We start from the raw sequence: 23640 nt of genomic DNA on the forward strand, positions 1-23640 counted from the left end.
GCCAACATCGCTGCGCACACGTACCCGAGCGCGCCGGACACTACGCTTCCCTGCTAGAGTGCCGGGCATAACAACATGCCCGGATGGCTTCTCATGCGCAAACTGCTGATCGCCCTGCTTCTGCTGATTCCCCTCTCCGCCCTCGCCGTGCTCGGCCTGCCGCAAGTGATCGACGCGCAGATGAACAGCGTCGCCAACCCGCCACCCTATGCGGCCAGTGCCAGCGCGCAAAAGCTCCACCAGGGCCTGTTCGTCGCCGACCTGCACGACGATGCGCTGCTCTGGGAGCGCGACCTGCTCAAGCGCTACGACTATGGCCATTCCGACCTGCCGCGCATGCTCGAAGGCCGCCTCGGCCTGCAGGTGTTCTCCACCGTGACCAAGACTCCGCGCGGCCTGAACATGGAGAGCAACGGCGCCGACAGCGACAACATCACCCTGCTGGCCATGGCTCAGCGCTGGCCGCGGGAAACCTGGAACAGCCTGCTGCAACGCGCGCTGTACCAGGCACAGAAACTCCAGGACGCCGCCGCTGGCAGTGATGGTCGTCTGGTGCTGATCCGCACCCGCGCGGACCTGGCGAACTTCGTCGAAGCCTGGGAAAAGGACCCGCGCCGCGTCGCCGGCCTGCTCGCCACCGAGGGCCTGCAACCCATCGAAGGCAAGCTGGAAAACATCGACGTGCTGTATGACGCAGGCTTCCGTATCGCCGGCCTGACCCACTTCTTCGACAACGAGGTCGGTGGCTCCGCCCACGGCCAGGAAAAAGGCGGGCTCACCCCGTTAGGCCGGCAGGTCATCGCGCGCCTGGAAGAAAAATCCATGCTGGTGGACCTGGCCCACGCTTCGCGGCCGCTGATCGATGACGTACTGGCCATGGCCAAGCGTCCGGTACTGGTTTCGCACACCGGAGTCGAGGGCACCTGCGCCGGCACACGCAACCTCAGCGACAAGCACCTGCAGGCCATCGCCGCCACCGGTGGGGTGATCGGTATCGGCTACTGGAGCACCGCGGTGTGCGACACCTCGGTCGCCGCCATCGTCAAAGCCATTCGTTACACCGCGGACAAGGTCGGCGTCGAGCACGTCGCCCTGGGTTCGGACTTCAACGGCGCCGTGCACACGCCGTTCGATGTAACCGGCCTAGCGCAGATCACCGAAGGCCTGCAAGGCGCCGGCTTCGACGACACAGCCATCGCCGCGATCATGGGCGGCAATGTCCAGCGCCTGCTGCTGGCCAGCCTGCCGGAGAAATGACGCACTGACCGCACAGTACGCTTGACAGACGCGAGCGAAGCACTTCGCCACGCCCGCGTCTTGCATTACACTGGCGGGCGTTCACTCCTTAACCAGTCGATGAGAAGCCCGTGCTCAAAGCACTCAAGAAAATGTTCGGCAAGGCCGAAGACGAGCAGCCGCAACCAGCGCCGTCACCCGTAGCAGCGCCCGCCCAGAGCCGTGGCGCAGACGACAAGCGCCCGCGCAGGAACAAGCCCGCCCGCAGCGCAGACGAACCGGCTGGCGACAGCCCGGCGCCACAGCCGCCGCGCCCGCCGAAAGCCGACAAGCCGCGCCGCGAGCGCCCAGCCAAGCCGGTAGACACCTGGAAGCTGGAAGATTTCGTGGTCGAGCCGGCCGAAGGCAAGATGCGCTTCCATGACTTCAAGCTCGCTCCCGAGCTGATGCACGCCATCCACGATCTCGGCTTCCCCTACTGCACACCGATCCAGGCCGGCGTGCTGGGCTACACCCTCAAGGGCCAGGACGCCATCGGCCGCGCCCAGACCGGCACCGGCAAGACTGCCGCCTTCCTCATCTCGATCATCACCCAGTTGCTGCAGACCCCGGCGCCGAAAGAGCGCTACATGGGCGAGCCGCGTGCGCTGATCATCGCGCCGACCCGCGAACTGGTGGTGCAGATCGCCAAGGACGCCGCCGAGCTGACCAAGTACACCAAGCTCAACGTCATGAGCTTCGTCGGCGGCATGGACTTCGACAAGCAGCTCAAGCAGCTGGAGTCGCGTTTCTGCGACATCCTCGTGGCCACCCCGGGCCGCCTGCTGGACTTCAACCAGCGCGGCGAGGTGCACCTGGACATGGTCGAGGTAATGGTGCTCGACGAAGCCGACCGCATGCTCGACATGGGCTTCATCCCGCAGGTGCGCCAGATCATCCGCCAGACGCCGATGAAGGGCGACCGCCAGACCCTGCTGTTCTCCGCCACGTTCACCGACGACGTGATGAACCTGGCCAAGCAGTGGACGGTCAACCCGGCCATCGTCGAGATCGAGCCCACCAACGTCGCCAGCGAAACCGTCGAGCAGCACGTCTACGCCGTCGCTTCCAGCGACAAGTACAAGCTGCTCTACAACCTGGTGACGCAGAACGCCTGGGACCGGGTGATGGTCTTCGCCAACCGCAAGGACGAAGTGCGCCGCATCGAAGAGCGCCTGACCCGCGACGGCGTCAGCGCCGCGCAGATGTCCGGCGACGTGCCGCAGCACAAGCGCATCAAGGTGCTCGAAGGCTTCCGCGCCGGGCATATCCGCGTGCTGGTGGCCACCGACGTGGCCGGCCGTGGCATCCATGTCGACGGTATCAGCCACGTGATCAACTTCACTCTGCCGGAAGACCCGGACGACTACGTGCACCGCATCGGCCGTACCGGCCGCGCCGGCACCAGCGGCACCTCGATCAGCTTCGCCGGCGAAGACGACGCCTTCGCCCTGCCGCCGATCGAAGCGCTGATCGGCCGCAAGATCCAGTGTGAGATGCCACCGGACGAGTTGCTCAAGTCGGTGCCACGCAGGCACTGAGCCGGCAGGAAGCAAAAAGGCGAAGCGCGTGGTGCGTCAAGGATTCGCGATGGTCGGCCGCCCTTCCAGCCGCGGTGCCCAGTCCTCGACTTCGGTTTTCTGCAGACGCCGCTCCAGGGTTTTGCGCCAGGACGGCACCAGTGGCAGAGCCAGGCATTCACGCAACAGCTCGGGCTCCACCCGCCTGTCGAACAACACTGCCGAAAGCCGACTCAGCGGCCAATCGGCATGGGTGCGTTCCAGCAACTGCAGAGGGTCGCCGACCCGAACCATGCCCTCCTCAACAACTCGGTAGTACCAGCCGGTGCGGCCGGACTGCTGCACGCGCAGCGCCAGATCGGCGACGCCGAAGCGGTCGCTCAGCTTCCAGCATGGCATGCGCCCCTGGGACACCTGCAGCAAGGCGCTGCCGGCCCGTATGAGATCGCCCAGGCAAACATCATTTTCGGTCCACCCTGTGGTACTGAAGTTCTCGCCGAAAGCGCCGGGCTGCGCCAGCAGAGGATGTTCGCCAAGCTCGCTAAGCCAGGCGGCGTAGTGTTCGCGCGGGTAGTGATGGATGGCCTTCTCCACGCCGCCGTGCACCCGCAGGTCGCCCTGCTCGTCGCCAGCCAGCCCCAATGCGGTCGCCGCCAGCGGCTCCTGGCGTGACGTCTTGGCAATGCCGCTGCGCGAGCCGGGTCGGGTGAACGGCTGCGCCCGCCCGGTAAGCAATGCATCGAGAATCAGGCGGGTCATGCGGCCTCCGGGGGTTGATGTTCACGACAGATCAGCTTGGCATCGTCTGGCGCCAGCGGTTCCTGGGTCAGACTGCAGAACGATTCGCCATCGATCTGTTGGTGAAAACGACAGCTGCCGCACAGCCCGAAGCCAGGCACATCGTTGTCGCGCTGGATTTCGCGCAGAAGGTCGGTCAGCAGGGCTTTGAGCTGCTCGCCTCTAGCCCCCAGGCGGGCCTCGCCAGCGGCCAGAAAATCGGGCGGCAACAGCGCCTGCAGCAGCTCCCAGGCCGGCTCGGTGAGCGCCAGGTGCACGCTGCGCTTGTCGCGTGCGTCCTGCGTCTTGACGATCAACCCCTTGCCCTCCAGCGCCTTGAGCGACTGCGACACCGTGCCCTTGGTCAGGCCAAGGTAGTCGGTCACCCCCAGCGGCGTATTCGAATAACGGTTGCAGCGCGCCAGGTACATCAGCGCACTCAGCTGGATGGGCTGCAGCTCGGCCAGCAGCGGGTGCTGGCGAAACCAGATGCGGGTCAGGCTTGAAAGCCGTTCAAGTAGATCGAAGAGAGTCGTGTCGGTCATGTATCACTCCTGTCGAAACATAGTATCGACTAAATACCATATTGACAAAGGATGTTTTGCGGGCAATCTTCGCATCAGTATCGAATCGATACTAAATTACCCAACAGGAGATTGATCATGACTCAAGCACGCTTCTATCACGCCGGTTGCCCCGTTTGCGTATCGGCCGAACAAACCCTGCTGAATCTGCTGGCTCCGGAGGTCAAGGTGGAGATCGTTCACCTCGGCGACCAGGCCACGCGCGTCGCGGAAGCCGAACAGGCCGGGGTCAAGTCGGTGCCCGCGCTGGTGGTCGACGGCCAGGTGCTGCACCTGAACTTCGGCGCCTCGATCGACGACCTGAAGTAAGTGCAGTACATGCGAGACGCCGCTCGGCGTCTCGCTGACCGCCGAGGAGAGAATCATGAAAGTGAATGTTTTCGATACCCACGTACGTACGCGCGACGGCCGCTATCTGCACTTCGATGTGTTGATCGAAGGCAACGATCAGGCGCACGCCAACCAGTTCGCCAGGGACTGGATGGCCGAGCGCGGCCTGCAGGAAGACGCCATCGAACAGAGCCGTTGCCAGTTCTGCCACAGCCAGCCGGCTCACCCGGAGATCGCGGCGGCCATCAGCAGTAAGGGCTACTTCATCATTCCCCTGCAAGATTGCTAGGAGACATCCATGAACACCTATCGCCCCCTGAACTGCGATTTGCACGACTACCTGGAAATCGCCTGCATGCACGGCTACCGCCTGCGCATCGAACGGCTCGATGGCCTCAGCTTCGAGGCCAGAGCACTGACCACGCGCACGGCCGCCAGCAAGGAGGAGTTTCTGCTGGTGCAAGGCGACGCGGGCCAGCAGGAGCTGCGCCTGGACCAGTTGCTGGCCATCACCCCGCTCAACGTGGGCGCCAGCTTTGGCCGCGTCGAGTTGGCTGGCAGCCACTGCGCCTTGTGATATCTACGCCCGCCCCGGCCCAACTGCAATGTCACCCAGGAGAACCAGCATGCCGACCTTCCGCCTCGTCATCAGCCGCAACGAGCAGTTGCTGGGGTATTTCCAGTCCGATGTTCCCCAGGCCCAGGCGGCCATCGCGTCTCTCGCCAGCGACTTGGGCAGCGCAGGCTACGACCTCGAACTGCAGATTGCACACCACGAACGCCGCTTACTGGAAAGCGGCCCCGAGGGGCTGCGCGTGATAAGCAGCGAACCGCTGTTCGTTGCCGTATCCTTGGACGCTCATCTGCAGACCTGACCGCCACGCCTCCCACGCCATGTTTTCCAGCCTGATTCGCCTCGTTCAGGGCTTGTGCCTGATTCCCAGCACCGGCCTGTTCATCGCCCTGCTGACCCACAAACTGCGCCACGACAGCCTGGGGCTGGAGTGGCCATCGCTGCTGGAGCCGGGCAGCAACCCCGCTATCGAACTTGTGCTCGCCAGCCTTCCTGGCCTGATCGCGTTCCTGCTGCTGGCCGCCAGCGGCCTGCTACGCAGAGGCAAAGCCCTGCCCTTGTTGCTCAGCTACAGCCTGTGCGCCAGCCTCGCCGCATACTGCGCCGTGAACCTGTTTGCCAGTTCCTACGGCAACACCTGGAGCGCGGCGGAAATCTTCCGTGAATTGCTGCTAAACCAGCTCAACTTGCTCGGCCTGGCGATCCTGCCTGGGCTGATCGTAGCCAGACTGCTGGACAGGCTTCTCCGCCGTCCGACATAGACCTCAGGTTTCGACGCTCGCTACCGGCTCGTCTTCCTGCTCCTGCCGGGCCTCGGCGCCCTCGTCACGCTCCTGCTCGGATTTGCCGAGGGCGCGATTGGTGGACTCCTGCAGAGAATCCACTTGGCGGTTGACCTCGTCCACCACCTCACCGACCGACTCCTCGATCAGCGCCTGCGCTTCCTTCTTCGCCTCTTCGGCGAGTTTCTGCGCGGACTGCTCGGCGGCATCGCAGCCCGCCAAGGTGATCAGCGCTACGCCCAGCGCGACGGGCGCCAGACGGTTTTTCCAGAATTGGTACATCTCAATTTCTCCGGTTGCGAGACCGGTCTCACCCCGTAAGGCGAGGCCAGGTTAATGGGTCAGATATTGGCGGGCGGCTGGCCGCGGGTCTTGTACAGCGACAGCAGCACGCCACCGATCAGCAGGCCCAGGGTCACGCTCAGCGACACCGCAGCCGGGATCTTGCCGATGATGCCGACCAGGAAGATCTTCGCGCCGATAAACACCAGCACCAGGGCCAGCGCGTACTTGAGGTAGGCGAAGCGGTGGATCAGCGCCGCCAGGGCGAAGTACAGGGCACGCAGGCCGAGGATGGCGAAGATGTTCGAGGTGTAGACGATGAACGGGTCCTGGGTGATGGCAAAGATCGCCGGCACGCTATCGATGGCGAACACCAGGTCGGCGCACTCGATCAGGATCAGCGCCAAGAACAGCGGCGTCACCCACAGCACGCTGCGCCCCTTGCCATCGTCCTGCCGCACGAAGAAGCGTTGGCCGTGCAGCTCATCGGTCACGCGCAGGTGCTTGCGTAGGAACTTGACCAGCATGTTGTTCTGCAGGTCCGGCGCATCGTCGAGTTTGGAGAACAGCATTTTCACGCCGGTGAAGAACAGGAAGGCGCCGAACACGTAGAGGATCCAGGCGAACTCGTGGATCAGTGCGGCGCCCAGGCCGATCATGATCGCCCGCAGCACCAGCACGCCCATGATTCCCCAGAACAGCACCTTGTGCTGGTACTGCCGCGGGATGGCGAGGAAGCTGAAGATCATGGCCATGAGAAACACGTTGTCCATCGACAGCGATTTCTCGATCAGAAAGCCGGTGAGGTAATCCATGCTGGCGTCGCCGCCCTTCTGGAAGAACACCCAGACACCGAACAACAGACCCGCAGTGATGTAGCCGCCCGACAGCAACAGGCTCTCGCGCACGCCGATCTCGCGGTTATCGCGATGCAGCACGCCAAGGTCGAAGGCCAAGAGGGAGATGACGACAGCGATGAAGACCAGCCACAACCAGGTGGCCGTGCCGAGGAAGTCGGCGAAGAGAAACGGTTCGAGGGCAGTCATGAGCCCCTCCTACAGTCAGATTGAACAGACTGTGATTCCGACATCGCGGTGTTAACCGCCAGAGGGGCCCGGTATCACGGGCGCAAATATATTCAGGCCGCGAATGCCGCTCAACGGGGCGAATTTTGCAAAGTGTTTCACGCCGTGCAAGCGTTCCACGGCAGTAGTCTGCTTGCGGGGGAACAGCGTCACGGACGAAGACCGCGTAAAAGCTTCGCGGACAAGTCCGCTCCCACAGGTAGCATCTGCTTATCGTGGGAGCGGACTTGTCCGCGAATTCTGCAACTGTAGCCCCAGGCCTGGATCGAGCAGCAGGCTGCCTCACCCCCATCCTGCAAATGCTCAGAAGAGCCCGAGCTGCCCATCCACCAACCGTTCGAACTCGCCGCCGACGAATGGCAGGATGGCATCGGCTAAAGGTTTCAATTGGCGGCTGATGTAGTGCTCGTAATCCACCGGCGACAGCAAGCGCTCCAGCGGTTGCGGCCCGCCAGTGGTGATCAGGTAGCTGATCCAGCCGCCGCGCTGGTACTGCAACGGCCGGCCCAGTCGCTGGTTATGCTCGTCGGCCAGGCGCGCCGCGCGTACGTGTGGCGGCACGTTGCGCTGGTAGTCGTCGAGGCGTCGGCGCAAACGCTTGCGATACACCAGCAGCTCGTCCAGCTCACCAGCCAGGGTTCGCTTGACGTAATCGCGCACGTAGTCCTCATAGGGCTGGCCGGCGAATACCAGGCGGTACAGCTCCTGCTGAAAGCGCTGGGCCAGCGGCGACCAGTCGGTGCGTACCGTTTCCAGCCCCTTGAACACCATGCGCTCGCTGCCATCGGCGGCGCGTACCAGACCGGCGTAGCGCTTTTTGCTGCCCTCCTCGGTGCCGCGAATGGTGGGCATGAGAAAGCGCCGGTAATGGGTCTCGAACTGCAGTTCCAGGGCGCTGGTCAGGCCGTACGCATTCTGCAGATGCTCGCGCCACCAGGCATTCACGCGCGCTACCAGCGCGCGGCCGATGCGCGTCGCCTCCTCCTCGTCATGGGCGCGGCCGAGCCAGACGAAGGTAGAGTCGGTGTCGCCGTAGATCACCGCATGCCCCTCGGCTTCGATCAGCTCGCGGGTGCGCTTCATGATCTGGTGCCCGCGCAGGGTGATCGACGATGCCAGGCGCGGGTCGAAGAAGCGGCAACCACTGGAGCCGAGCACGCCGTAGAAGGCATTCATGATGATCTTCAGCGCCTGCGACAGCGCCTTGTTGCCCTCGCGCTTGGCCGCCTCGCGCCCCTGCCAGACGCGCTCGACGATGGCCGGCAGGCAGTGCCGGGTACGCGAGAAACGCGCGCCGCGAAAGCCTTCCACCGAGTGCTCGTCGTCCGGCTGGCGTAAACCTTCGACCAGCCCTAGCGGGTCGATCAGGAAGCTGCGGATGATCGACGGATACAGGCTCTTGTAGTCCAGCACCAGCACCGAGTCGTACAGGCCGGGGCGCGAATCCATGACGAAGCCGCCAGGGCTGTTCTCGCCGCGAATATCGCCGAGGTTCGGCGCGACGAAACCCAGACGGTGCATGGGCGGCAGGTACAGGTGGGTGAAGGCCGCCACCGAGCCGCCACTGCGATCAGCTGCCAGACCGGTGACGCTGGAGCGCTCCAGCAGGAAGGCAAGCAGATCGGTGTGGGCGAAGATGCGCGTGACCAGCTCGCAGTCCTTGAGGTTGTAGCGGGCCAGTGCCGGCTTGTCCTCGTCGAACATGCGCTGGATCTCGTCCATCCGCGCATAGGGCGTGTCGATAGCCTTACCCTCGCCGAGCAGGGTCTGCGCCACCGACTCCAGGCTGAACGAAGAAAAGCTCCAGGTCGCAGAACGCAGCGCTTCGATGCCATCGATGATCAGTCGCCCAGCCGCCTCGGCAAAATAGTGCTGGCTGCTGTTGTGCTGGCGCCAGCCCATCACGTCGCCGCCACGCCCCAGCAGCAGCGGCACCTTGAGTTGCTCGGCGTGATCGCGCAGCACGCGCAGGTCGAACTGCACCAGGTTCCAGCCGATGATTGCGTCCGGATCATGCCGCCGAAGCCAGTCATTCAGGCGCTCGAGCAGTGCCTTGCGGCTGTCGCAGTACTCCAGGTCGAAGTCGACGATACTGGCGTCGCCATTGGCCGGGCCGAGCATGTACACCTGGCGCTGGCCACAGCCTTCCAGGGCGATGGAATACAGCTCGCCGCGGGCGCTGGTCTCGATATCCAGCGACACCAGGCGCAGCGTCGGGCGGTAATCGGTGGCGGGTTTGAGCGACTTGCACAGCAGGCTGCCGTCCTGCTGCTCGATGCCCTCGAAGCTGACGGAGGCAGTGATAAAGCGCTCCATCAGGTAGCGATCCGGCGGGCGGATATCGGCCTCGTACACATCCACTCCGACCTGACGCAGCTTCTTCTCCAACTGCAGCAACTGGCGGTACTGGCGGCAATACAGCCCCAGCACCGGGCGGCGCTTGAAATCGCGCAAGGCCAGCTCACGCAACTCGACGCCCTTCTCATTGCGCAATAACGGCTCGGCCCAGGCACGCTGCTCGGCGGGAATGAACGCCACCGTTTCCTGGCACGGCAGGCGCACCTGGCGCGGGCCGGTATCGGTCGCCAGCCAGAAGGCCACCTCTGTTCCTTCCGGCGAGTCGCGCCAATGGCGGCTGAGCACGAAGCCTTGCTGGGGTTGCGTCATCGGGATTGGGTCACGGGTTACACGGCAGATCAGGGGCACCTGTAGGAGCGGCTTCAGCCGCGATAGTCGCCGCTAAAGCGCCTCCCACAGGTTCATGTGCTTCAAACTGGCCGAGCATTCTACGCCAGCGGTTACAATGGCGCCTTTTCCGGACGATGGTTCGATGAGCGACACATTTCCCTACGGCACCGGCGATGCCTCCTACCAGGCTGCCGGTGGCATCGACGGCCTGCGCCGCCTGGTCGATGACTTCTACCGACTGATGGACGAACGCCCCGAAGCCGCCGCACTGCGTGCCCTGCACCCAACCGACCTGAGCGCCTCGCGCGACAAGCTGGCGTGCTTCCTGAGCGGCTGGCTGGGCGGGCCGCGGCTGTTCGCCGAGAAATACGGCAGCATCAGCATCCCTGCCTTTCATGCCCAGTGGCCAATCGACCAGGCGCTGGCCGAGAACTGGCTGAGCTGCATGGCCGGCGCCATCGCTCTGCAGAACTATGCACCGGCGTTCGCCGACTACCTGCTGACCCAGCTGCGCGTACCCGCCGAACGCTCGGTACAGGCCAGCCAAAACCGTCATCGCAAGGAAACCTGAAATGAGCGACGAACTGATCATCGAAGACCTGCAACTCGGCGACGGCAAGGCCGTGGTCAAGGGCGCCCTGATCACCACTCAATATCGCGGCTGGCTGGCGGACGGCAGCGAGTTCGACTCGTCCTACTCGCGCGGCAAACCGTTCCAGTGCGTGATCGGTACCGGCCGCGTGATCAAGGGCTGGGATCAGGGCCTGATGGGCATGCAGGTCGGTGGCAAGCGCAAGCTGCTGGTGCCGGCGCATCTGGGTTATGGCGAGCGCAGCATGGGCGCGATTCCACCCAACTCCGACCTGACCTTTGAGATCGAGCTGCTGGAAGTGCTGACCCGCGATGACTGATGCCGCCCTCGCCACCCTGCGCGAGCACCTGCTGCAGGCGCTGGATAACCACCCCGGCAGCGAGACCCGCCGCCTGTTCCATGGCCGTGGCCGCTGCTGGCCGGGGCTGGAACAGATCACCGTCGACTGGCTGTCCGGCATCGTTCTGGTGATGCTGTTCCGCGAGCCATCGCCAGCGCTGCGACCGCTGCTGATCGAGTTGCTGGCAACACCGCAGTGGCAGGCCAGCGGCGCGCGCGGCCTGTTGCTGCAGCATCGCTATGTACAGGGCAGCGAGAGCGAATGGCTGGCCGGCGAGCCACAGGCGCAATGGCCGATCATCGAGGACGGCCTGCACTACCTGCTGGATCTGGGCAGCAAGCAGAACAGCGGGCTGTTCCTCGACATGCGCCTGGGTCGCCAGTGGGTGCGCGAGCAGGCCGCCGGCAAGCGCGTGCTCAACCTGTTCGCCTACACCTGCGGCTTCTCCGTGGCGGCCATTGCCGGCGGTGCCGAGCGGGTGGTCAACCTGGACATGGCGCGCGCGGCGCTGTCACGCGGTCGCGACAACCATCGCCTGAACGGGCATGACCTCTCCCGAGTGGAGTTTCTTGGTCATGAACTGTTCAAGTCCTGGGGCAAGGTGCGCAAGAGCGGCCCCTACGATCTGGTGATCATCGACCCGCCGAGCTTTCAGAAAGGCAGCTTCGCTCTCACCCAGGACTACGCCAAGATACTCCGGCGCCTGCCGGAACTGCTCAGCGAGCACGGTATGGTGCTGGCCTGCGTCAACGATCCGGATATCGGCCCGGACTTCCTTATCGAAGGGATGGCGGCCGAAGCGCCACAACTGCACTTCGTGCAGCGCCTGGACAACCCACCGGAGTTTCCCGATATCTCCCCCGAGAGCGGCCTGAAGGCGCTGGTGTTCCAACTGTAGCCTGGATGAAATCCGGGAGTTGCTGGCCCCGGATTGCATCCGGACTACGAGCAGATGCCGATGATGTGGGATGGGCTTTAGCCGCGACGTGAACAGATCGCGGCTAAAGCCCCTCCCACAATCCGGCTAGCGAATACCCAGGCGCCTGGCCAGGCGGCTGAGGTTGGCGCGATCCACGCCCAACTCACGCGCCGCGTCGGCCCATTTGCCCTGGTGGCGCGCCAGGCACTGTTCGATCAGTCTGCGCTGGAAGGCGTCCACCGCCGTGCGCAGCTCCACACCCGTCGGCATAGCCTCACCGGGCGCCAGCACTTCGTCGATCAGGGGCGGCGCCTCGGCCGTCGGCAAGTCCAGGTCCTGCACGTCCAGGCTGAGAATGCGCGGGCGCTCGCCGTGGCGCGCCAGCGCCTTGATCGCCGCACGACCGACCAAATGCTCCAGCTCGCGCACGTTGCCCGGCCAGTCGTGGCCCAGCAGCGCCTTCTGCGCCTCGGCACTCAGACGCAGGCTGCGCAGCCCGAGCCGGGCACGGTTCTCCTCGAGAAAATAACCGGCCAGCAACAGCACATCGCGGCCGCGCTCGCGCAGCGGCGGCACCGGCAACGGATAGACGCTCAGGCGGTGATAGAGATCGGCGCGAAAGCGTCCGGCACGCACTTCGGCCGCCAGGTCGCGGTTGGTGGCGGCGATCACCCGCACATCGACACGGTGCTCGCGATCCGAACCGACCCGCTGCAACTGGCCGCTCTGCAGCACGCGCAGCAGCTTGGCCTGGATCGCCAGCGGCAGTTCGCCCACCTCGTCGAGGAACAGGCTGCCGCCATCGGCCAGCTCGAACTTGCCGCTGCGCTCGCTCATCGCCCCGGAGAAGGCGCCGCGCACGTGGCCGAACAGTTCGCTCTCCACCAGCGCATCGGGCAGCGCCGCGCAGTTGATACTGACCAGAGGCCGCTGGGCGCGTGGCGAGGCGGCGTGGATGGCTTCAGCCACCAACTCCTTGCCGACGCCGGTTTCGCCGGTGATCAGCACGGTCAGCGGGCTGTCGCCGACCAGGCGAATTTCGTCCTGCAGCTTGCGCAGCGCCGTGCTCTGCCCCACCAGCTCGCGCGGTTGCTGGCGCGCCTGCTTGTACAACTCGGTGAGCTGGCGCTCGGCCTCGACCCGCTGCGCCAGGCCGCTGATGCGCTGACTGACCTTGACCGTGGCCGCCGCCAGGCTGGCGAACGCATCGAGACTGTCCAGATCGAGCCGGCCGAAACTGGCCGGGTCCAGCGAATCCAGGGTCAACAGGCCCCATAGCTGCTCATCCAGATAGAGCGGGCAACCCAGGCAATCGTGCACTTCCAGATGCCCATGCAGGCCGTCTACCAGCCCGTCATAAGGATCAGGCAGGCCGCAGTCGGCGGCGAAGCGAGTCGGCCCGGCATGCTCCAGCAACGCGGCCAGGCGCGGATGCTCGCTGACCCGGAAGCGCCGCCCCAGGGTGTCTGGGCTCAGGCCTTCCACCGCCAGCGGCACCAGCACCTCACCATCGAGTCGCAGCAGCGCCACGGCATCGCAAGGAAACAGCTGGCGCAAGGCGGCGAGCAGCCGGCGGTAACGCTCGCCATCATCCAGCTCGCGCGAAAGGTCTGCCACCAGAGGAATCAGGGTTTCCAGCAAAGGGTTAGCGGTCATTTAGACTACTCTTAGTCATTAAGACCCACACGCAAAGCGAGTCATTAATACTGCAAAACAAGCAAGCCATTGATATTTAAGGATTATTTATCTGGCACGATTTCTGATGGGTATTTATCGCTAACGCTAGCACGCCATAACTGGCCAGACGAGCCACACCGGCCTCTTTATTTGTCTTGCGGAGATACCCTAATGCTGACCAACACTCAACGTGACCTGATCAAAGCCACCGTGCCGCTGCTGGAAAGCGGCGGCGAAGCGCTGACGACCCATTTCTACCGGATGATGCTCAGCGAGTATCCCGAAGTACGTCCGCTGTTCAACCAGGCCCACCAGGCCAGCGGCGACCAGCCGCGCGCTCTGGCTAACGGCGTATTGATGTACGCGCGCCATATCGACCGCCTAGAGGCCCTGGGGCCGCTGGTACGCCAGGTGGTGAACAAGCACGTCGCTCTGCAGATTCTCCCCGAGCACTATCCCATCGTCGGCGGCTGCCTGCTGCGCGCGATCCGCGAGGTGCTGGGCGCCGAGATCGCCACCGATGCCGTGATCGATGCCTGGGCCGTGGCCTACCAGCAACTGGCCGACATTTTCATCGGCGCCGAAGAACAGCTTTACGAGGAAAACGCCACGGCGTCTGGCGGTTGGCGTGGCGCGCGGGCCTTCCGCGTGGCGCGTAAGGTCATCGAGAGCGCCGAGATCACCTCCTTCTATCTGGTCCCGGTCGATGGCGGCGCCCTGCTCGACTACCAGCCAGGCCAGTACATCGGCATGCGCCTGCTGCTGGACGGCGAAGAAGTACGCCGCAACTACTCGCTTTCGGCGCTGGCCAATGGCCGCGAGTACCGCATCAGCGTAAAGCGTGAAGCAGGCGGACGCGTTTCCAACCACCTGCATGACAATGTTCATGAAGGCGACGAACTGGATCTGTTCCCGCCAGCCGGCGATTTCACCCTGAGCGAGTCGGACAAGCCGCTGGCACTGATCACCGCCGGTGTCGGCATTACCCCGGCACTGGCCATGCTCGACGCGGCACGTCATTCGGGACGACCGATTCACTTTATCCACTGCGCGCGCAGTGCCGATGTTCACGCATTCCGTGACTGGGTCGATGCGCACGCCGCCGAGCATCCGCAGATCCGCCATTACGTTTGCTACAGCGAACCGCGCGAGGGTGACCAGGCCGACGCAGAGGGATTCCTCAGCCGCGAACTGCTGGAGCAGTGGCTGCCGTCCGAACGTGATCTGGACGCCTACTTCCTTGGCCCGAAACCCTTTATGGCTCAGGTCAAGCGTCACCTGCAGGCACTGGGCGTACCGGACGAGCAAAGCCGCTACGAATTCTTCGGTCCGGCTTCGGCGCTGGACAGCTGATCAACGAGGAGGTGAATCATGTATCCGCTCAATCTCCCACCCATGCAGATCCTGCATTTGTCCAGCCAGTTGCTTTGGGCCGGGCTCGTCCTGCTGCTCCTGGGCGTGCTGGCGGCCTATGGCCTGGAGAGGCACCTGAACGTACCGACGTTGGTGCTGGCACACAGCCTGACACTGATCGGTCCCAGCGTGCTGAAGATCGGCTACGTGCTGCGCCTGATCGCGCAGGAACGCCTGAAAGAGAGAGCAAGCGCTCATGCAATTGCTTGATCGTAAGCAGGCCCTGGCCATCGCGCCGCTCTGGCGCCTTGGCTTTCGGTCGTTCTTTCTCGCTGGCGCGCTGTTCGCCCTGTTTGCCGTCGCCCTCTGGGCGGCGGCGCTGCACGGGCTGACGAGCCCCGCGGTGCCCGGTGGCATGCTAGCCTGGCATCGCCACGAGATGCCCTTCGGTTTCGGCCTGGCGATCATCGCTGGCTTCCTGCTCACTGCTGTACAGACCTGGACCGGGAGTCCGGGTCTCAGCGGCCGCCCCCTGATCGCTCTGTTCGGACTGTGGTTGGCCGCGCGCCTGGTGTGGTTCTTCCCCGCGCCGCTGGCACTGCTGGCAGTTCTGCAACTGGCCTTTATCGGCCTGTTCATTGCGCAGATGGCGCGCCAGCTGATTGCCGCGCGGCAACGCAACAACTACCCAATCCTGCTGGTGCTGAGCCTGCTCGCGCTGTGCCAGTCCCTCAGCCTCGCCGGCCTGGTGCTGGGCGACGATGGCCTGCAGCGCCGTGGCGCGCTGGCCGCGCTATGGCTGATCGCCGTAATGCTGAGCCTGATCGGTGGTCGCGTGATCCCCTTTTTCACCCAGCGCGGCCTGGGCCGGATCGAGGCCTTCGCTGCCCATCCCTGGCAGGATCGTTTGCTGCTGGTTTGCGGTGTGCTGGTCGCCGCGCTGTTCGCCAGCGGGCATAACCTGCGGCCCAGTTCCTGGCTGGCCGTGCCCTTCATCGTGCTGAGCGTGCTGCACGGCCTGCGCCTGTGGCGCTGGCACCTGCGCGGCGTCTGGCGCGTACCGCTGCTGTGGTCCCTGCACCTGGCCTACGCCTGGCTGTTGCTCGCCACGCTCGGCATGGCTGCGTGGCACCTGGGCTGGCTGACGCAACCCAGCCTGGCCAACCACGCGCTGGCGGTGGGTGCAATGGGCGGGCTGATCCTGGCGATGATGGCGCGGGTCAGCCTCGGTCATACCGGCCGTGCATTGCAACCGCCGAAGGCAATGACCTGGGCCTTCGGCCTGCTCAATCTGGGCGCGCTGATTCGAGTCGCGGCGGGCAGCAGCTGGCTATGGCTGGCGGCGCTATGCTGGGCCGTGGCCTTCGCCCTGTTCGCCTGGTATTACGCGTCGATGCTGTGTCAGGCGCGAGTGGATGGGCATCCGGGGTGAAACGCCTGGTGCGATCAAACGGCCAGACCGTAGCCCGGATGCAATCCGGGGCGACGATCTCCCGGATTGCATCCGGGCTGCGTTTTTAAAGTAATGACATCAATCGACCAGCGTGCAGGCCATCACCAACGCGTCTTCACGCCCACCGACTGCCGGGTAGTAATCGCGGCGGCGCCCCACTTCGTTGAAACCGAAACGCTCGTATAAGCGGTAGGCGCTCTGGTTGCTGGCGCGCACTTCAAGAAAGCACTCACGCCCGCCTAGTTCGAAGGCCTCTTTCATCAGATGTTCGAGCAGGCGCAAGCCAAGGCCACGGCCCTGGCTTTCCGGCTTGATGGTGATATTGAGCAGGTGCGCTTCGTCGAGGATCAGGTTGATCACGCCATGACCGACCTGCTGATTGCCCTCGAACATCAGCCAGCAGTTATAGGACTTGAGGCTGTCGGTGAAGATGCCGCGCGTCCACGGATGGCTGAAGGCGGCGTATTCGATCTTCAGCACGGCATCGAGATCCGCCTCGGTCATCGGGCGGAAGGAAATCGCATCGCTCATCGGGCGTAACTCAGGCACAAAGACGGGTGTTCTCAGGATTGAGCAGGGGCTGACCAGCGCTGGCGGATTCTCCGCATGGCCTGCCACAGCTCGCGCTTGCGCGTTGGTTCTTCCATCAGCAGCTCCAGGCCCGGCAACGCCCAGCAGGCGCCAAGGCCCTCGATCTGCAGCTCACGGTTGTAGCTGTGCTCGTCACCCTCGCCAGCGAAGCGAATGGCCGGCAGGCCGACCAGCCACAGACAGGCGCTGGGCTGCTCTTCCAGGCGTGCAGCCACGAAGCTCTGCACGAACTCCAGCGCCGCCTCCGGTCCCTGACCCAGGTTACCGCGCACCAGCAGCGGCCAGCGCACCGGCTCGCCGAGCAGCTGCGGGCTGTCCGGCAGACCGGCGGCGCGCAACAGATCCTTGAGCAGGACGTAGGCTGGATCGCGGCTCTGGAACGGCTGACCGGTGGGCAGCTCCACCAGCAGGGCGCAATCACCGGCACGCAGCAACTGCAGGGCAAAACGTGGCGGCGGTGCACTGACCCGAGCCGGTTTTTCCTCGACAGGTTCCGGCTCCGCCACCGGTTCGACAGCCGTCTGGCGCGGCTGGGCGCCTGGGCGCGGAATCTCGATCTTCGGCCGCTCGGCCGGCGTCTCGCGTACCGGCTCGGCCACCGCTGCCACCGATTCACTGACGACATTCAGCGGCGCTTCGGCAGGCGGCGGCGCCAGCAATTCGGCACGCGACGGCGCGGCAAAGGGCAGCTCGGTACGCGGCAGCCAAGTGGCTACCTGCATGGCATCGAGGTAGGCGCGACGGCGCAGCTCGGCGTTCAAAGCAGAAGTATCCAGTGCAGTCATTTGATAGGTGGCGATTGTCGCGTGAATCGAGGGGCGCGGATAGTCCCTGAGCCTTCTGCTCGTTGAAGTGAAGGCGCCATGAAAACCTGCGCCAGCGTCAGCCGTGCAGGCACATTCGCCACCCCGTGCTGCCAGGGCATCAGCCTGGTGACAATCTGAGCCCACTCTGAAACGAAAAAGGATCGCCGTGGCGATCCTTTTTCGTCATGCACAAAGAGCGGTCAGGGTTTGGCTTGCAGGATCTCGATCCACAGCGCGCCATCGCCCGACCTGGCTTCGCCAACGCGCTTGAGCTGGCCCTGGTCGCCAATTGCGTAACTGCCGACCGTCTGGCTTTTTTCACCCGTCACCAGCAGCCATTTGCCATTGGGGAAGAAGGCGATGTTGCGCGGCTGCTTTTCCTCGACCGGGTAGTTGCCAATGAAGCTCAAGCTGCCGCTGTCAGGATCGACCCTGAAGGCCGACACCGAACTGGTGGTGCGTTCGGTGATGTAGAGCAAGGTGCCGTCCGGCGACAGGCGAATGTCGGCCGCCCAGATACGCGGGGTCGGATCATCCTTGAGATCGTTGTTGGCAGCACTGCGCGCTTCACCATGGGCCAGACCCAGGGACGCAGGGATGCCATTGGCTTCGCTCACCTGCTTCAATTCACCGCTACTCTCGTCGATGGCATAACCGCTGACCGTGCCGCTCAGCTCGCCCACCACATAGAGGAATTTGCCGTTGGGCGAGAACAGGAAATGGCGAGGCCCGGTATTGGCTGCGGTTCTGGCGTAGCCTTCGCCGATCGGCGTCAGTGCGCCGGTGGTCTTGTCCTGGCTGAACTGCAGCACCTTGTCGACCCCGAGATTGCCGGCGTAGACGAAACGATCACTCAGATCCGAGCGGATCGAGTGGGCGAAGGGGCCGGTCTTGTAGACGGCGATCTTATCCGCTACCTGGCCGTCCGTGCCGATGGCCTGCACGCTGAGCAAGGCACCGCCATAGGAGGCCGCCATCAGGAAACGTCCGCTGCGGTCCGTGGACAGGTAGGCCATGCTGTCGGCCAGCGGCGCCTGGCCGATTTCCTCCAGATGCCCGGTCTTGGCGTCTATGCGGTAACTGAGCACGGTGAAGGGCGCGACGCGCTGCGCAGCAAACAACAGGGTGCCGTCAGGGGACAGGGCCATGGGGTTCACCTTGTCGCCAGCCTGGATCTGTTCGACCAGTTCGATGGCGCCGGTGGCGTCATTCAGGCGGTACTGCGAGATCAGCCCGTCGTTAGGGCTCGAGATGTAGGCGAAGGTGGCAGCGTGTGCGGACATCACCAGGGTCGAAGCGAGGGTGGCGGCGAATACGAGGGGTCTGATCATGATGGCGGCCTTGCTATTGTGATTGTTGTGGTCAGTCATCGTACGACTATGTAACTATTCATTGCAATGACTCATAACCGCCGAAAACTCCGCATCCAGCGGTTCAAGCCGGCACCTCGCCAGCCGATATCCCATAACGAAAACAATTCTGCCTGCCCGCCCCCAGTGAGGCTTACATGCTGCTACGCAACTGGAACATCGCTCCTCGCGCTGCCTTTGGTTTTGCCCTGATCGCCCTGATGGTGGCCTTTCTCGGCGTGTTCTCGCTCGCCACCATGTCGAATATCCGCGAGCGGGCCACCAACATCGAAACCGACTGGGTGCCGAGCATCCGCGCCGTCGACTCCATTCGCGAGAACATGCTGCGCATCCGCACCATTTCCCTGCGCGTGGCGCTGGACCCCGACCCGAACAACGTCGACACCTACCTGAGCCAATACGAGGCGCGCAACAAGGTGCTCGAACAGAACATCCGCGACTTCGAGCCCTTCATCGATACGCCGGAAGAGCAGCGCATCTACGACCAATTCCGCCGCGACTTCGCGGCCTACCAGCGCGGTATGGCCGACTCCTTCGTGCTGGCCCGCAGCAGTAACAGCGAAGCACTCAACAAGCTGCTGCTGGTGGATATGAAGCCGGTGGTCGACGGCACCGGCGCTCAGCTCGCCGAACTCGGCGAGATCTACAGCAAGGGCATTGCCCTGGAAGGCCAGGTGTCGGCGGACGAGTACGCCCGCTCACAGTTGATCGTCATTGCCGTGATCGCTCTCGCTGCGCTGGTCACCGTACTACTGGCCTGGCTGCTGACCCGTAGCATCGTCGGCCCGCTCAAAGGTGCCGTGGAAGCGGCCCAGCATGTCGCCGCCGGCGACCTGACCCAGCGCATCCAGGTTGCCGGGCGCGACGAGGTCAGCCAGTTGCAGACCGCCCTGGCGCAGATGCAGCAGCGCCTGCGCGACACCCTGGCGGAAATCAGCGGCTCCTCGACTCAACTGGCGGCGGCGGCCGAAGAGCTCAATGCGGTGACCGAAGAAGCAGGCCGCGGCATCCAGCGGCAGAACGACGAGATCGAACAGGCCGCCACTGCCGTCAACGAGATGAGCGCGGCGGTGGACGAAGTGGCGCGCAACGCGGTGTCCACTTCGGAGGCCTCGAAGACGTCCAACCAGTCGGCGCAGTCGGGCCAGGCGCGCGTCGCGGAAACCATCGCGGCCATCAGCGACCTGTCCGGAGAGGTGGAAAGCACCTCGTCGCTGGTACAGCGCGTCGCCGAGCAGTCGCAGGAAATCGGCAAGGTACTCGACGTGATCCGCGCGATCGCCGAACAGACCAACCTGCTGGCGCTCAATGCCGCCATCGAGGCAGCGCGCGCCGGCGAATCCGGCCGAGGTTTCGCCGTAGTGGCCGATGAAGTACGCGCCCTCGCCCACCGCACGCAGAACTCCACCCAGGAGATCGAGCAGATGGTCTCCAGCATGCGCACCGGTGCCAGCCAGGCGCTGACCTCGATGCAGTCGAGCAACGATCGCGCACGTGCCACTCGCGAACTGGCACAGAGCGCCGGCAGCGCGCTGGACGAAATCACCGTGGGCATCAGCGAGATGTACGAGCGCAACCTGGTGATCGCCAGCGCGGCGGAGCAGCAGGCTCAGGTGGCCCGCGAGGTGGACCGCAATCTGGTGAACATCCGCGACCTGTCGCTGCAATCGGCCACCGGCGCGCACCAGACCAGCGCCTCCAGCCACGAACTGTCGCGCCTGGCCGCCGACCTCAACCAGTTGGTGGGCCGCTTCAGGGTCTGACGCTAGCGTCGCCATAACGAAAAAAGGATCGCCGAGGCGATCCTTTTTTCATGCTGCGGGCTGTATCAGGCTGGCTGATTCCACGGACGGTCGCCGTGCTCATCCTTGATGCGCGTCGGCAGGCCCATCACGTCCAGCAGCTCCAGGAACGGCTCGGCCGGCAGCTGTTCGACGTTGACCATGCGCTTGGCATCCCACTCGCCACGCGCGACCAGCAGCGCTGCGGCGACTGGCGGTACGCCGGCGGTGTAGGAGATACCCTGGCTGTCGGTCTCGGCGAAGGCTTCTTCGTGGTCGGCCACGTTGTAGATGAACAGCTCACGCGGCTGGCCATCCTTGGTGCCCTTGACCAGGTCGCCGATGCAGGTCTTGCCGGTGTAGCCCGGCGCCAGCGAGGCGGGGTCGGGCAGCACGGCCTTGACCACTTTCAGCGGCACCACTTCAAGGCCTTCGGCGGTCTTGACCGGTTGTTCGGAGAGCAGGCCGAGGTTCTTCAGCACGGTGAACACGTTGATGTAGTGATCGCCGAAGCTCATCCAGAAACGGACGTTCGGCACGTCGAGGTGCTTGGACAGCGAGTGCACCTCGTCATGGCCGGTCAGGTACAGGTTCTGTTCGCCCACCACCGGCAGATCGTCGGTGCGTTTGACTTCGAACATGCTGTTGCTCACCCACTGACTGTTCTGCCAGCTGTAGACCGTGCCGGTGAATTCGCGGAAATTGATTTCCGGGTCGAAATTGGTGGCGAAGTACTTGCCGTGCGAACCGGCGTTGACGTCGAGGATGTCGATCGACTCGATCTTGTCGAAGTACTGTTGTTGCGCCAGAGCGGCATAGGAGTTGACCACGCCCGGGTCAAAGCCGACACCGAGGATGGCGGTCACGCCCTTGTCCTGGCATTCGGCCAGGTGCTTCCACTCGTAGTTGCCATACCACGGCGGGGTTTCACAGATTTTGCTCGGATCTTCGTGGATGGCGGTGTCCAGATAGGCGACGCCGGTGTCGATACAGGCGCGCAGCACGGACATGTTGAGAAACGCCGAACCGACGTTGATGACGATCTGCGATTCGGTCTCGCGGATTAGTGCCTTGGTCGCTTCCACGTCCAGAGCGTTCAGCGCATAGGCCTTGATCTCGCCGGGCTGCTTGAGGCCGCCCTTTGCCTGCACGCTGTCGATGATGGCCTGGCATTTGGAGATGTTGCGCGACGCAATTGCAATGCGACCTAACTCGTCATTGTGTTGCGCGCACTTATGGGCCACCACCTTGGCAACACCTCCTGCTCCAATGATCAGAACGTTCTTCTTCAATTGTTTCACCTCCTGGGTACTGCGTTTTGGACAATGATTACGTTGGAAATCGTAGGGTGGACGACGCTTCATCCGTCCACCGAACACCTGCGCCATGGTGGATGGGAAAAGCGTCATCCACCCTACGACAAGATCACGACAGACTGGACAGGTAGTCGTCGAACTCGAACTTTCGGGCCACCTCGAGGCTGCCGTCGAGCTGCTTGACCACGATGGACGGCATTTTCAGGCCGTTGAACCAGTTCTTCTTGACCATGGTGTAACCGGCCGCGTCGATGAACGACAGGCGATCGCCGATTTGCAGCGGCTTGTCGAACTGGTACTCGCCGAAGATATCCCCGGCCAGGCAGCTCTTGCCGCAGACCATGTAGGTATGTTCGCCATCGTTGGGCGCCATCTTGGCGTTGAGGCGGTAGATCAGCAGGTCGAGCATGTGCGCTTCGATCGAGCTGTCGACCACCGCCAGGTGCTTGCCGTTGTACAGGGTGTCGAGCACGGTGACTTCCAGCGAGGCGCTCAGGGTGATCGCCGCCTCGCCCGGTTCCAGATACACCTGCACGCCGTACTTCTCGGAGAAGGCTTTAAGGCGCGCGCAGAAGGCGTCGATCGGATAGCCCTCGCCGGTGAAGTGGATGCCGCCGCCGAGGCTGACCCACTCGACCTGGGCGATCAGGTGACCGAAGCGCTCTTCGATGGTGGTGAGCATCTTGTCGAACAGCTCGAAGCTGCCGTTCTCGCAGTTGTTGTGGAACATGAAGCCGGAAATCTGCCCCATGACCTGCTCGATCTTGGCTGGGTCCCATTCGCCCAGGCGGCTGAACGGACGCGCCGGGTCGGCCAGCAGGTAGTCGGAGCTGCTCACCTGCGGGTTGACGCGCAGGCCGCGGATGGTGCCCTGGGTACGCTCGGCGAAGCGTTCGAGCTGGCCAATGGAGTTGAAGATGATCTTGTCGCAGTTGGCGACCATCTCTTCAATCTCGTCGTCGGCCCAGGCCACGCTGTAGGCGTGGGTTTCGCCCGCAAACTTCTGCCGGCCCAGCTTCAACTCATAGAGGGACGATGAGGTCGTGCCGTCCATATATTGCTGCATCAGGTCGAACACCGACCAGGTGGCGAAGCATTTCAGCGCCAGCAGCGCCTTGGCACCGGAGTTCTCGCGCACGTAGGCGATCTTCTCCAGGTTGACCAGAAGCTTCTGTTTGTCGATGAGGTAGTACGGCGTCTGGATCATCTCGTCGCCCCAGCAAGGTCGGCCAATGGAGGGCTTTCAGCCCCCGGAAAAAAGTGGACGCGAATTGTGCCGATAACTGACGCATATCGAAAGGGCACCAAGGGCATTTCATCCCCGGACCGATCACTGGCGAACTCTGCCCGCTGGGCTCACCCTTCACTGATCGGCCTGTCGCCGAGCTTGCCCAGTACGCATGACGCCCCCATGACAGCTCGGTTACGCCTGCGCAGCACGTAACATACGGCAACAACCTGTCGCTCGCCGGCCTCTGATCGACAGACACTCAAAACAGGCCCCTTCCTTGCAGTACAATCACTCCTTTTCACTTGCCTGGAACC

25 protein-coding genes are annotated in these 23640 nt (G+C 63.8%); 14 read left to right on the forward strand and 11 right to left on the reverse strand.

Annotation, left to right across the window (positions count from 1 at the left end):
• The first annotated feature begins 93 nt into the window (after positions 1-93).
• Both P3C50_RS10980 and rhlB read left to right on the forward strand, forming a co-directional pair.
• On the forward strand, positions 94-1257 hold the full coding sequence (locus tag P3C50_RS10980) for a dipeptidase (RefSeq protein WP_275546025.1): 1164 nt from the start codon (positions 94-96) through the stop codon (positions 1255-1257).
• 110 nt (positions 1258-1367) lie between these two features.
• The gene (gene rhlB, locus P3C50_RS10985) at positions 1368-2816 is read left to right on the forward strand and encodes an ATP-dependent RNA helicase RhlB (protein WP_275546026.1); all 1449 of its coding nucleotides are present in this window, start codon (positions 1368-1370) and stop codon (positions 2814-2816) included.
• A gap of 36 nt (positions 2817-2852) precedes the next feature.
• Here rhlB and P3C50_RS10990 read toward each other — a convergent pair whose 3' ends face one another.
• Together P3C50_RS10990 and P3C50_RS10995 are read right to left on the reverse strand one after the other, a co-directional pair.
• Positions 2853-3554 carry an MOSC domain-containing protein gene (locus P3C50_RS10990; RefSeq protein ID WP_275546027.1) on the reverse strand — a complete coding sequence of 234 codons (702 nt, stop codon included), beginning with the start codon at positions 3552-3554 and terminating at the stop codon, positions 2853-2855.
• Positions 3551-4117, reverse strand: a complete 567-nt coding sequence (locus P3C50_RS10995) for a MarR family transcriptional regulator (protein ID WP_197858304.1) — start codon at positions 4115-4117, stop codon at positions 3551-3553. The genes P3C50_RS10990 and P3C50_RS10995 overlap by 4 nt, the downstream gene beginning before the upstream one ends.
• A 117-nt stretch (positions 4118-4234) precedes the next feature.
• Here P3C50_RS10995 and P3C50_RS11000 point away from each other — a divergent pair, with 117 nt between their 5' ends.
• Genes P3C50_RS11000 through P3C50_RS11020 form a run of 5 tightly spaced genes read left to right on the forward strand, consistent with a single transcriptional unit; the run spans position 4235 to position 5821 of the window.
• Positions 4235-4465 carry a thioredoxin family protein gene (locus tag P3C50_RS11000; RefSeq protein WP_197858303.1) on the forward strand — a complete coding sequence of 77 codons (231 nt, stop codon included), beginning with the start codon at positions 4235-4237 and terminating at the stop codon, positions 4463-4465.
• A 55-nt stretch (positions 4466-4520) separates the two neighbouring features.
• Entirely contained in the window at positions 4521-4775 is a 255-nt protein-coding gene (locus P3C50_RS11005; protein WP_275546028.1) for a DUF2024 family protein, read from the forward strand.
• Between the two features lie 9 nt (positions 4776-4784).
• Positions 4785-5063: a Rho-binding antiterminator gene (locus tag P3C50_RS11010; RefSeq protein ID WP_275546029.1), complete on the forward strand. Its 279-nt coding sequence runs from the start codon at positions 4785-4787 to the stop codon at positions 5061-5063.
• Between the two features lie 49 nt (positions 5064-5112).
• Positions 5113-5361: a cytoplasmic protein gene (locus P3C50_RS11015; RefSeq protein WP_275546030.1), complete on the forward strand. Its 249-nt coding sequence runs from the start codon at positions 5113-5115 to the stop codon at positions 5359-5361.
• 19 nt (positions 5362-5380) lie between these two features.
• Positions 5381-5821: a hypothetical protein gene (locus tag P3C50_RS11020; RefSeq protein ID WP_275546031.1), complete on the forward strand. Its 441-nt coding sequence runs from the start codon at positions 5381-5383 to the stop codon at positions 5819-5821.
• 3 nt (positions 5822-5824) lie between these two features.
• On the opposite strand, the gene P3C50_RS11025 is transcribed toward P3C50_RS11020, so the two are convergent.
• From P3C50_RS11025 to P3C50_RS11035, 3 genes are all read right to left on the reverse strand, one after another.
• A complete protein-coding gene (locus P3C50_RS11025; protein WP_275546032.1) occupies positions 5825-6124 on the reverse strand; it encodes a hypothetical protein in 300 nt (99 codons plus the stop codon).
• A 59-nt stretch (positions 6125-6183) separates the two neighbouring features.
• Complete coding sequence (locus P3C50_RS11030) at positions 6184-7170, reverse strand: TerC family protein (RefSeq protein ID WP_197858292.1); 987 nt, start codon at positions 7168-7170, stop codon at positions 6184-6186.
• Positions 7171-7512: 342 nt separating this feature from the next.
• On the reverse strand, positions 7513-9876 hold the full coding sequence (locus P3C50_RS11035; RefSeq protein ID WP_275546033.1) for a DNA polymerase II: 2364 nt from the start codon (positions 9874-9876) through the stop codon (positions 7513-7515).
• 163 nt (positions 9877-10039) lie between these two features.
• On the opposite strand from P3C50_RS11035, the gene P3C50_RS11040 reads away from it, so the two are divergent.
• The 3 genes from P3C50_RS11040 to P3C50_RS11050 are packed head-to-tail and all read left to right on the forward strand — an operon-like array spanning position 10040 to position 11727.
• Positions 10040-10468: a group II truncated hemoglobin gene (locus P3C50_RS11040; protein ID WP_275546034.1), complete on the forward strand. Its 429-nt coding sequence runs from the start codon at positions 10040-10042 to the stop codon at positions 10466-10468.
• A 1-nt stretch (position 10469) separates the two neighbouring features.
• A complete protein-coding gene (locus P3C50_RS11045; protein ID WP_275546035.1) occupies positions 10470-10808 on the forward strand; it encodes an FKBP-type peptidyl-prolyl cis-trans isomerase in 339 nt (112 codons plus the stop codon).
• On the forward strand, positions 10801-11727 hold the full coding sequence (locus P3C50_RS11050; protein ID WP_275546036.1) for a class I SAM-dependent methyltransferase: 927 nt from the start codon (positions 10801-10803) through the stop codon (positions 11725-11727). The genes P3C50_RS11045 and P3C50_RS11050 overlap by 8 nt, the downstream gene beginning before the upstream one ends.
• A 126-nt stretch (positions 11728-11853) precedes the next feature.
• Here the strand turns inward: P3C50_RS11050 and norR are convergent, their stop codons facing one another.
• Positions 11854-13404, reverse strand: coding sequence for a nitric oxide reductase transcriptional regulator NorR (gene norR / locus P3C50_RS11055; protein ID WP_161867502.1), 1551 nt, complete (start codon positions 13402-13404; stop codon positions 11854-11856).
• A 192-nt stretch (positions 13405-13596) separates the two neighbouring features.
• Here norR and hmpA point away from each other — a divergent pair, with 192 nt between their 5' ends.
• Genes hmpA through P3C50_RS11070 form a run of 3 tightly spaced genes read left to right on the forward strand, consistent with a single transcriptional unit; the run spans position 13597 to position 16210 of the window.
• Positions 13597-14778 carry an NO-inducible flavohemoprotein gene (gene hmpA / locus P3C50_RS11060; RefSeq protein WP_275546037.1) on the forward strand — a complete coding sequence of 394 codons (1182 nt, stop codon included), beginning with the start codon at positions 13597-13599 and terminating at the stop codon, positions 14776-14778.
• 18 nt (positions 14779-14796) lie between these two features.
• Positions 14797-15048 (forward strand): transmembrane sensor/regulator PpyR, encoded by a 252-nt coding sequence (locus tag P3C50_RS11065; protein WP_275546038.1) that lies wholly within the window; start codon positions 14797-14799, stop codon positions 15046-15048.
• Complete coding sequence (locus P3C50_RS11070) at positions 15035-16210, forward strand: NnrS family protein (protein ID WP_275546039.1); 1176 nt, start codon at positions 15035-15037, stop codon at positions 16208-16210. The genes P3C50_RS11065 and P3C50_RS11070 overlap by 14 nt, the downstream gene beginning before the upstream one ends.
• 99 nt (positions 16211-16309) lie before the next feature.
• Here P3C50_RS11070 and rimI read toward each other — a convergent pair whose 3' ends face one another.
• The 3 genes from rimI to P3C50_RS11085 all read right to left on the reverse strand — a co-directional run bounded on the left by rimI (position 16310) and on the right by P3C50_RS11085 (position 18959).
• Positions 16310-16762, reverse strand: a complete 453-nt coding sequence (gene rimI, locus P3C50_RS11075; protein ID WP_041979584.1) for a ribosomal protein S18-alanine N-acetyltransferase — start codon at positions 16760-16762, stop codon at positions 16310-16312.
• A gap of 32 nt (positions 16763-16794) precedes the next feature.
• Entirely contained in the window at positions 16795-17583 is a 789-nt protein-coding gene (locus tag P3C50_RS11080; RefSeq protein WP_197858284.1) for an energy transducer TonB, read from the reverse strand.
• Positions 17584-17828: 245 nt separating this feature from the next.
• Complete coding sequence (locus tag P3C50_RS11085; protein ID WP_275546040.1) at positions 17829-18959, reverse strand: lactonase family protein; 1131 nt, start codon at positions 18957-18959, stop codon at positions 17829-17831.
• Positions 18960-19135: 176 nt separating this feature from the next.
• On the opposite strand from P3C50_RS11085, the gene P3C50_RS11090 reads away from it, so the two are divergent.
• Positions 19136-20761, forward strand: a complete 1626-nt coding sequence (locus P3C50_RS11090; RefSeq protein ID WP_275546041.1) for a HAMP domain-containing methyl-accepting chemotaxis protein — start codon at positions 19136-19138, stop codon at positions 20759-20761.
• A gap of 65 nt (positions 20762-20826) precedes the next feature.
• Here the strand turns inward: P3C50_RS11090 and P3C50_RS11095 are convergent, their stop codons facing one another.
• Positions 20827-22071, reverse strand: a complete 1245-nt coding sequence (locus P3C50_RS11095) for a saccharopine dehydrogenase family protein (RefSeq protein WP_275546042.1) — start codon at positions 22069-22071, stop codon at positions 20827-20829.
• 133 nt (positions 22072-22204) lie between these two features.
• Complete coding sequence (locus P3C50_RS11100; RefSeq protein ID WP_275546043.1) at positions 22205-23302, reverse strand: carboxynorspermidine decarboxylase; 1098 nt, start codon at positions 23300-23302, stop codon at positions 22205-22207.
• Positions 23303-23640: the final 338 nt, after the last annotated feature.

The sequence above is a fragment of the Pseudomonas sp. Marseille-Q0931 genome, assembly GCF_940789645.1.
In the GTDB taxonomy this organism is placed as follows: domain Bacteria; phylum Pseudomonadota; class Gammaproteobacteria; order Pseudomonadales; family Pseudomonadaceae; genus Aquipseudomonas.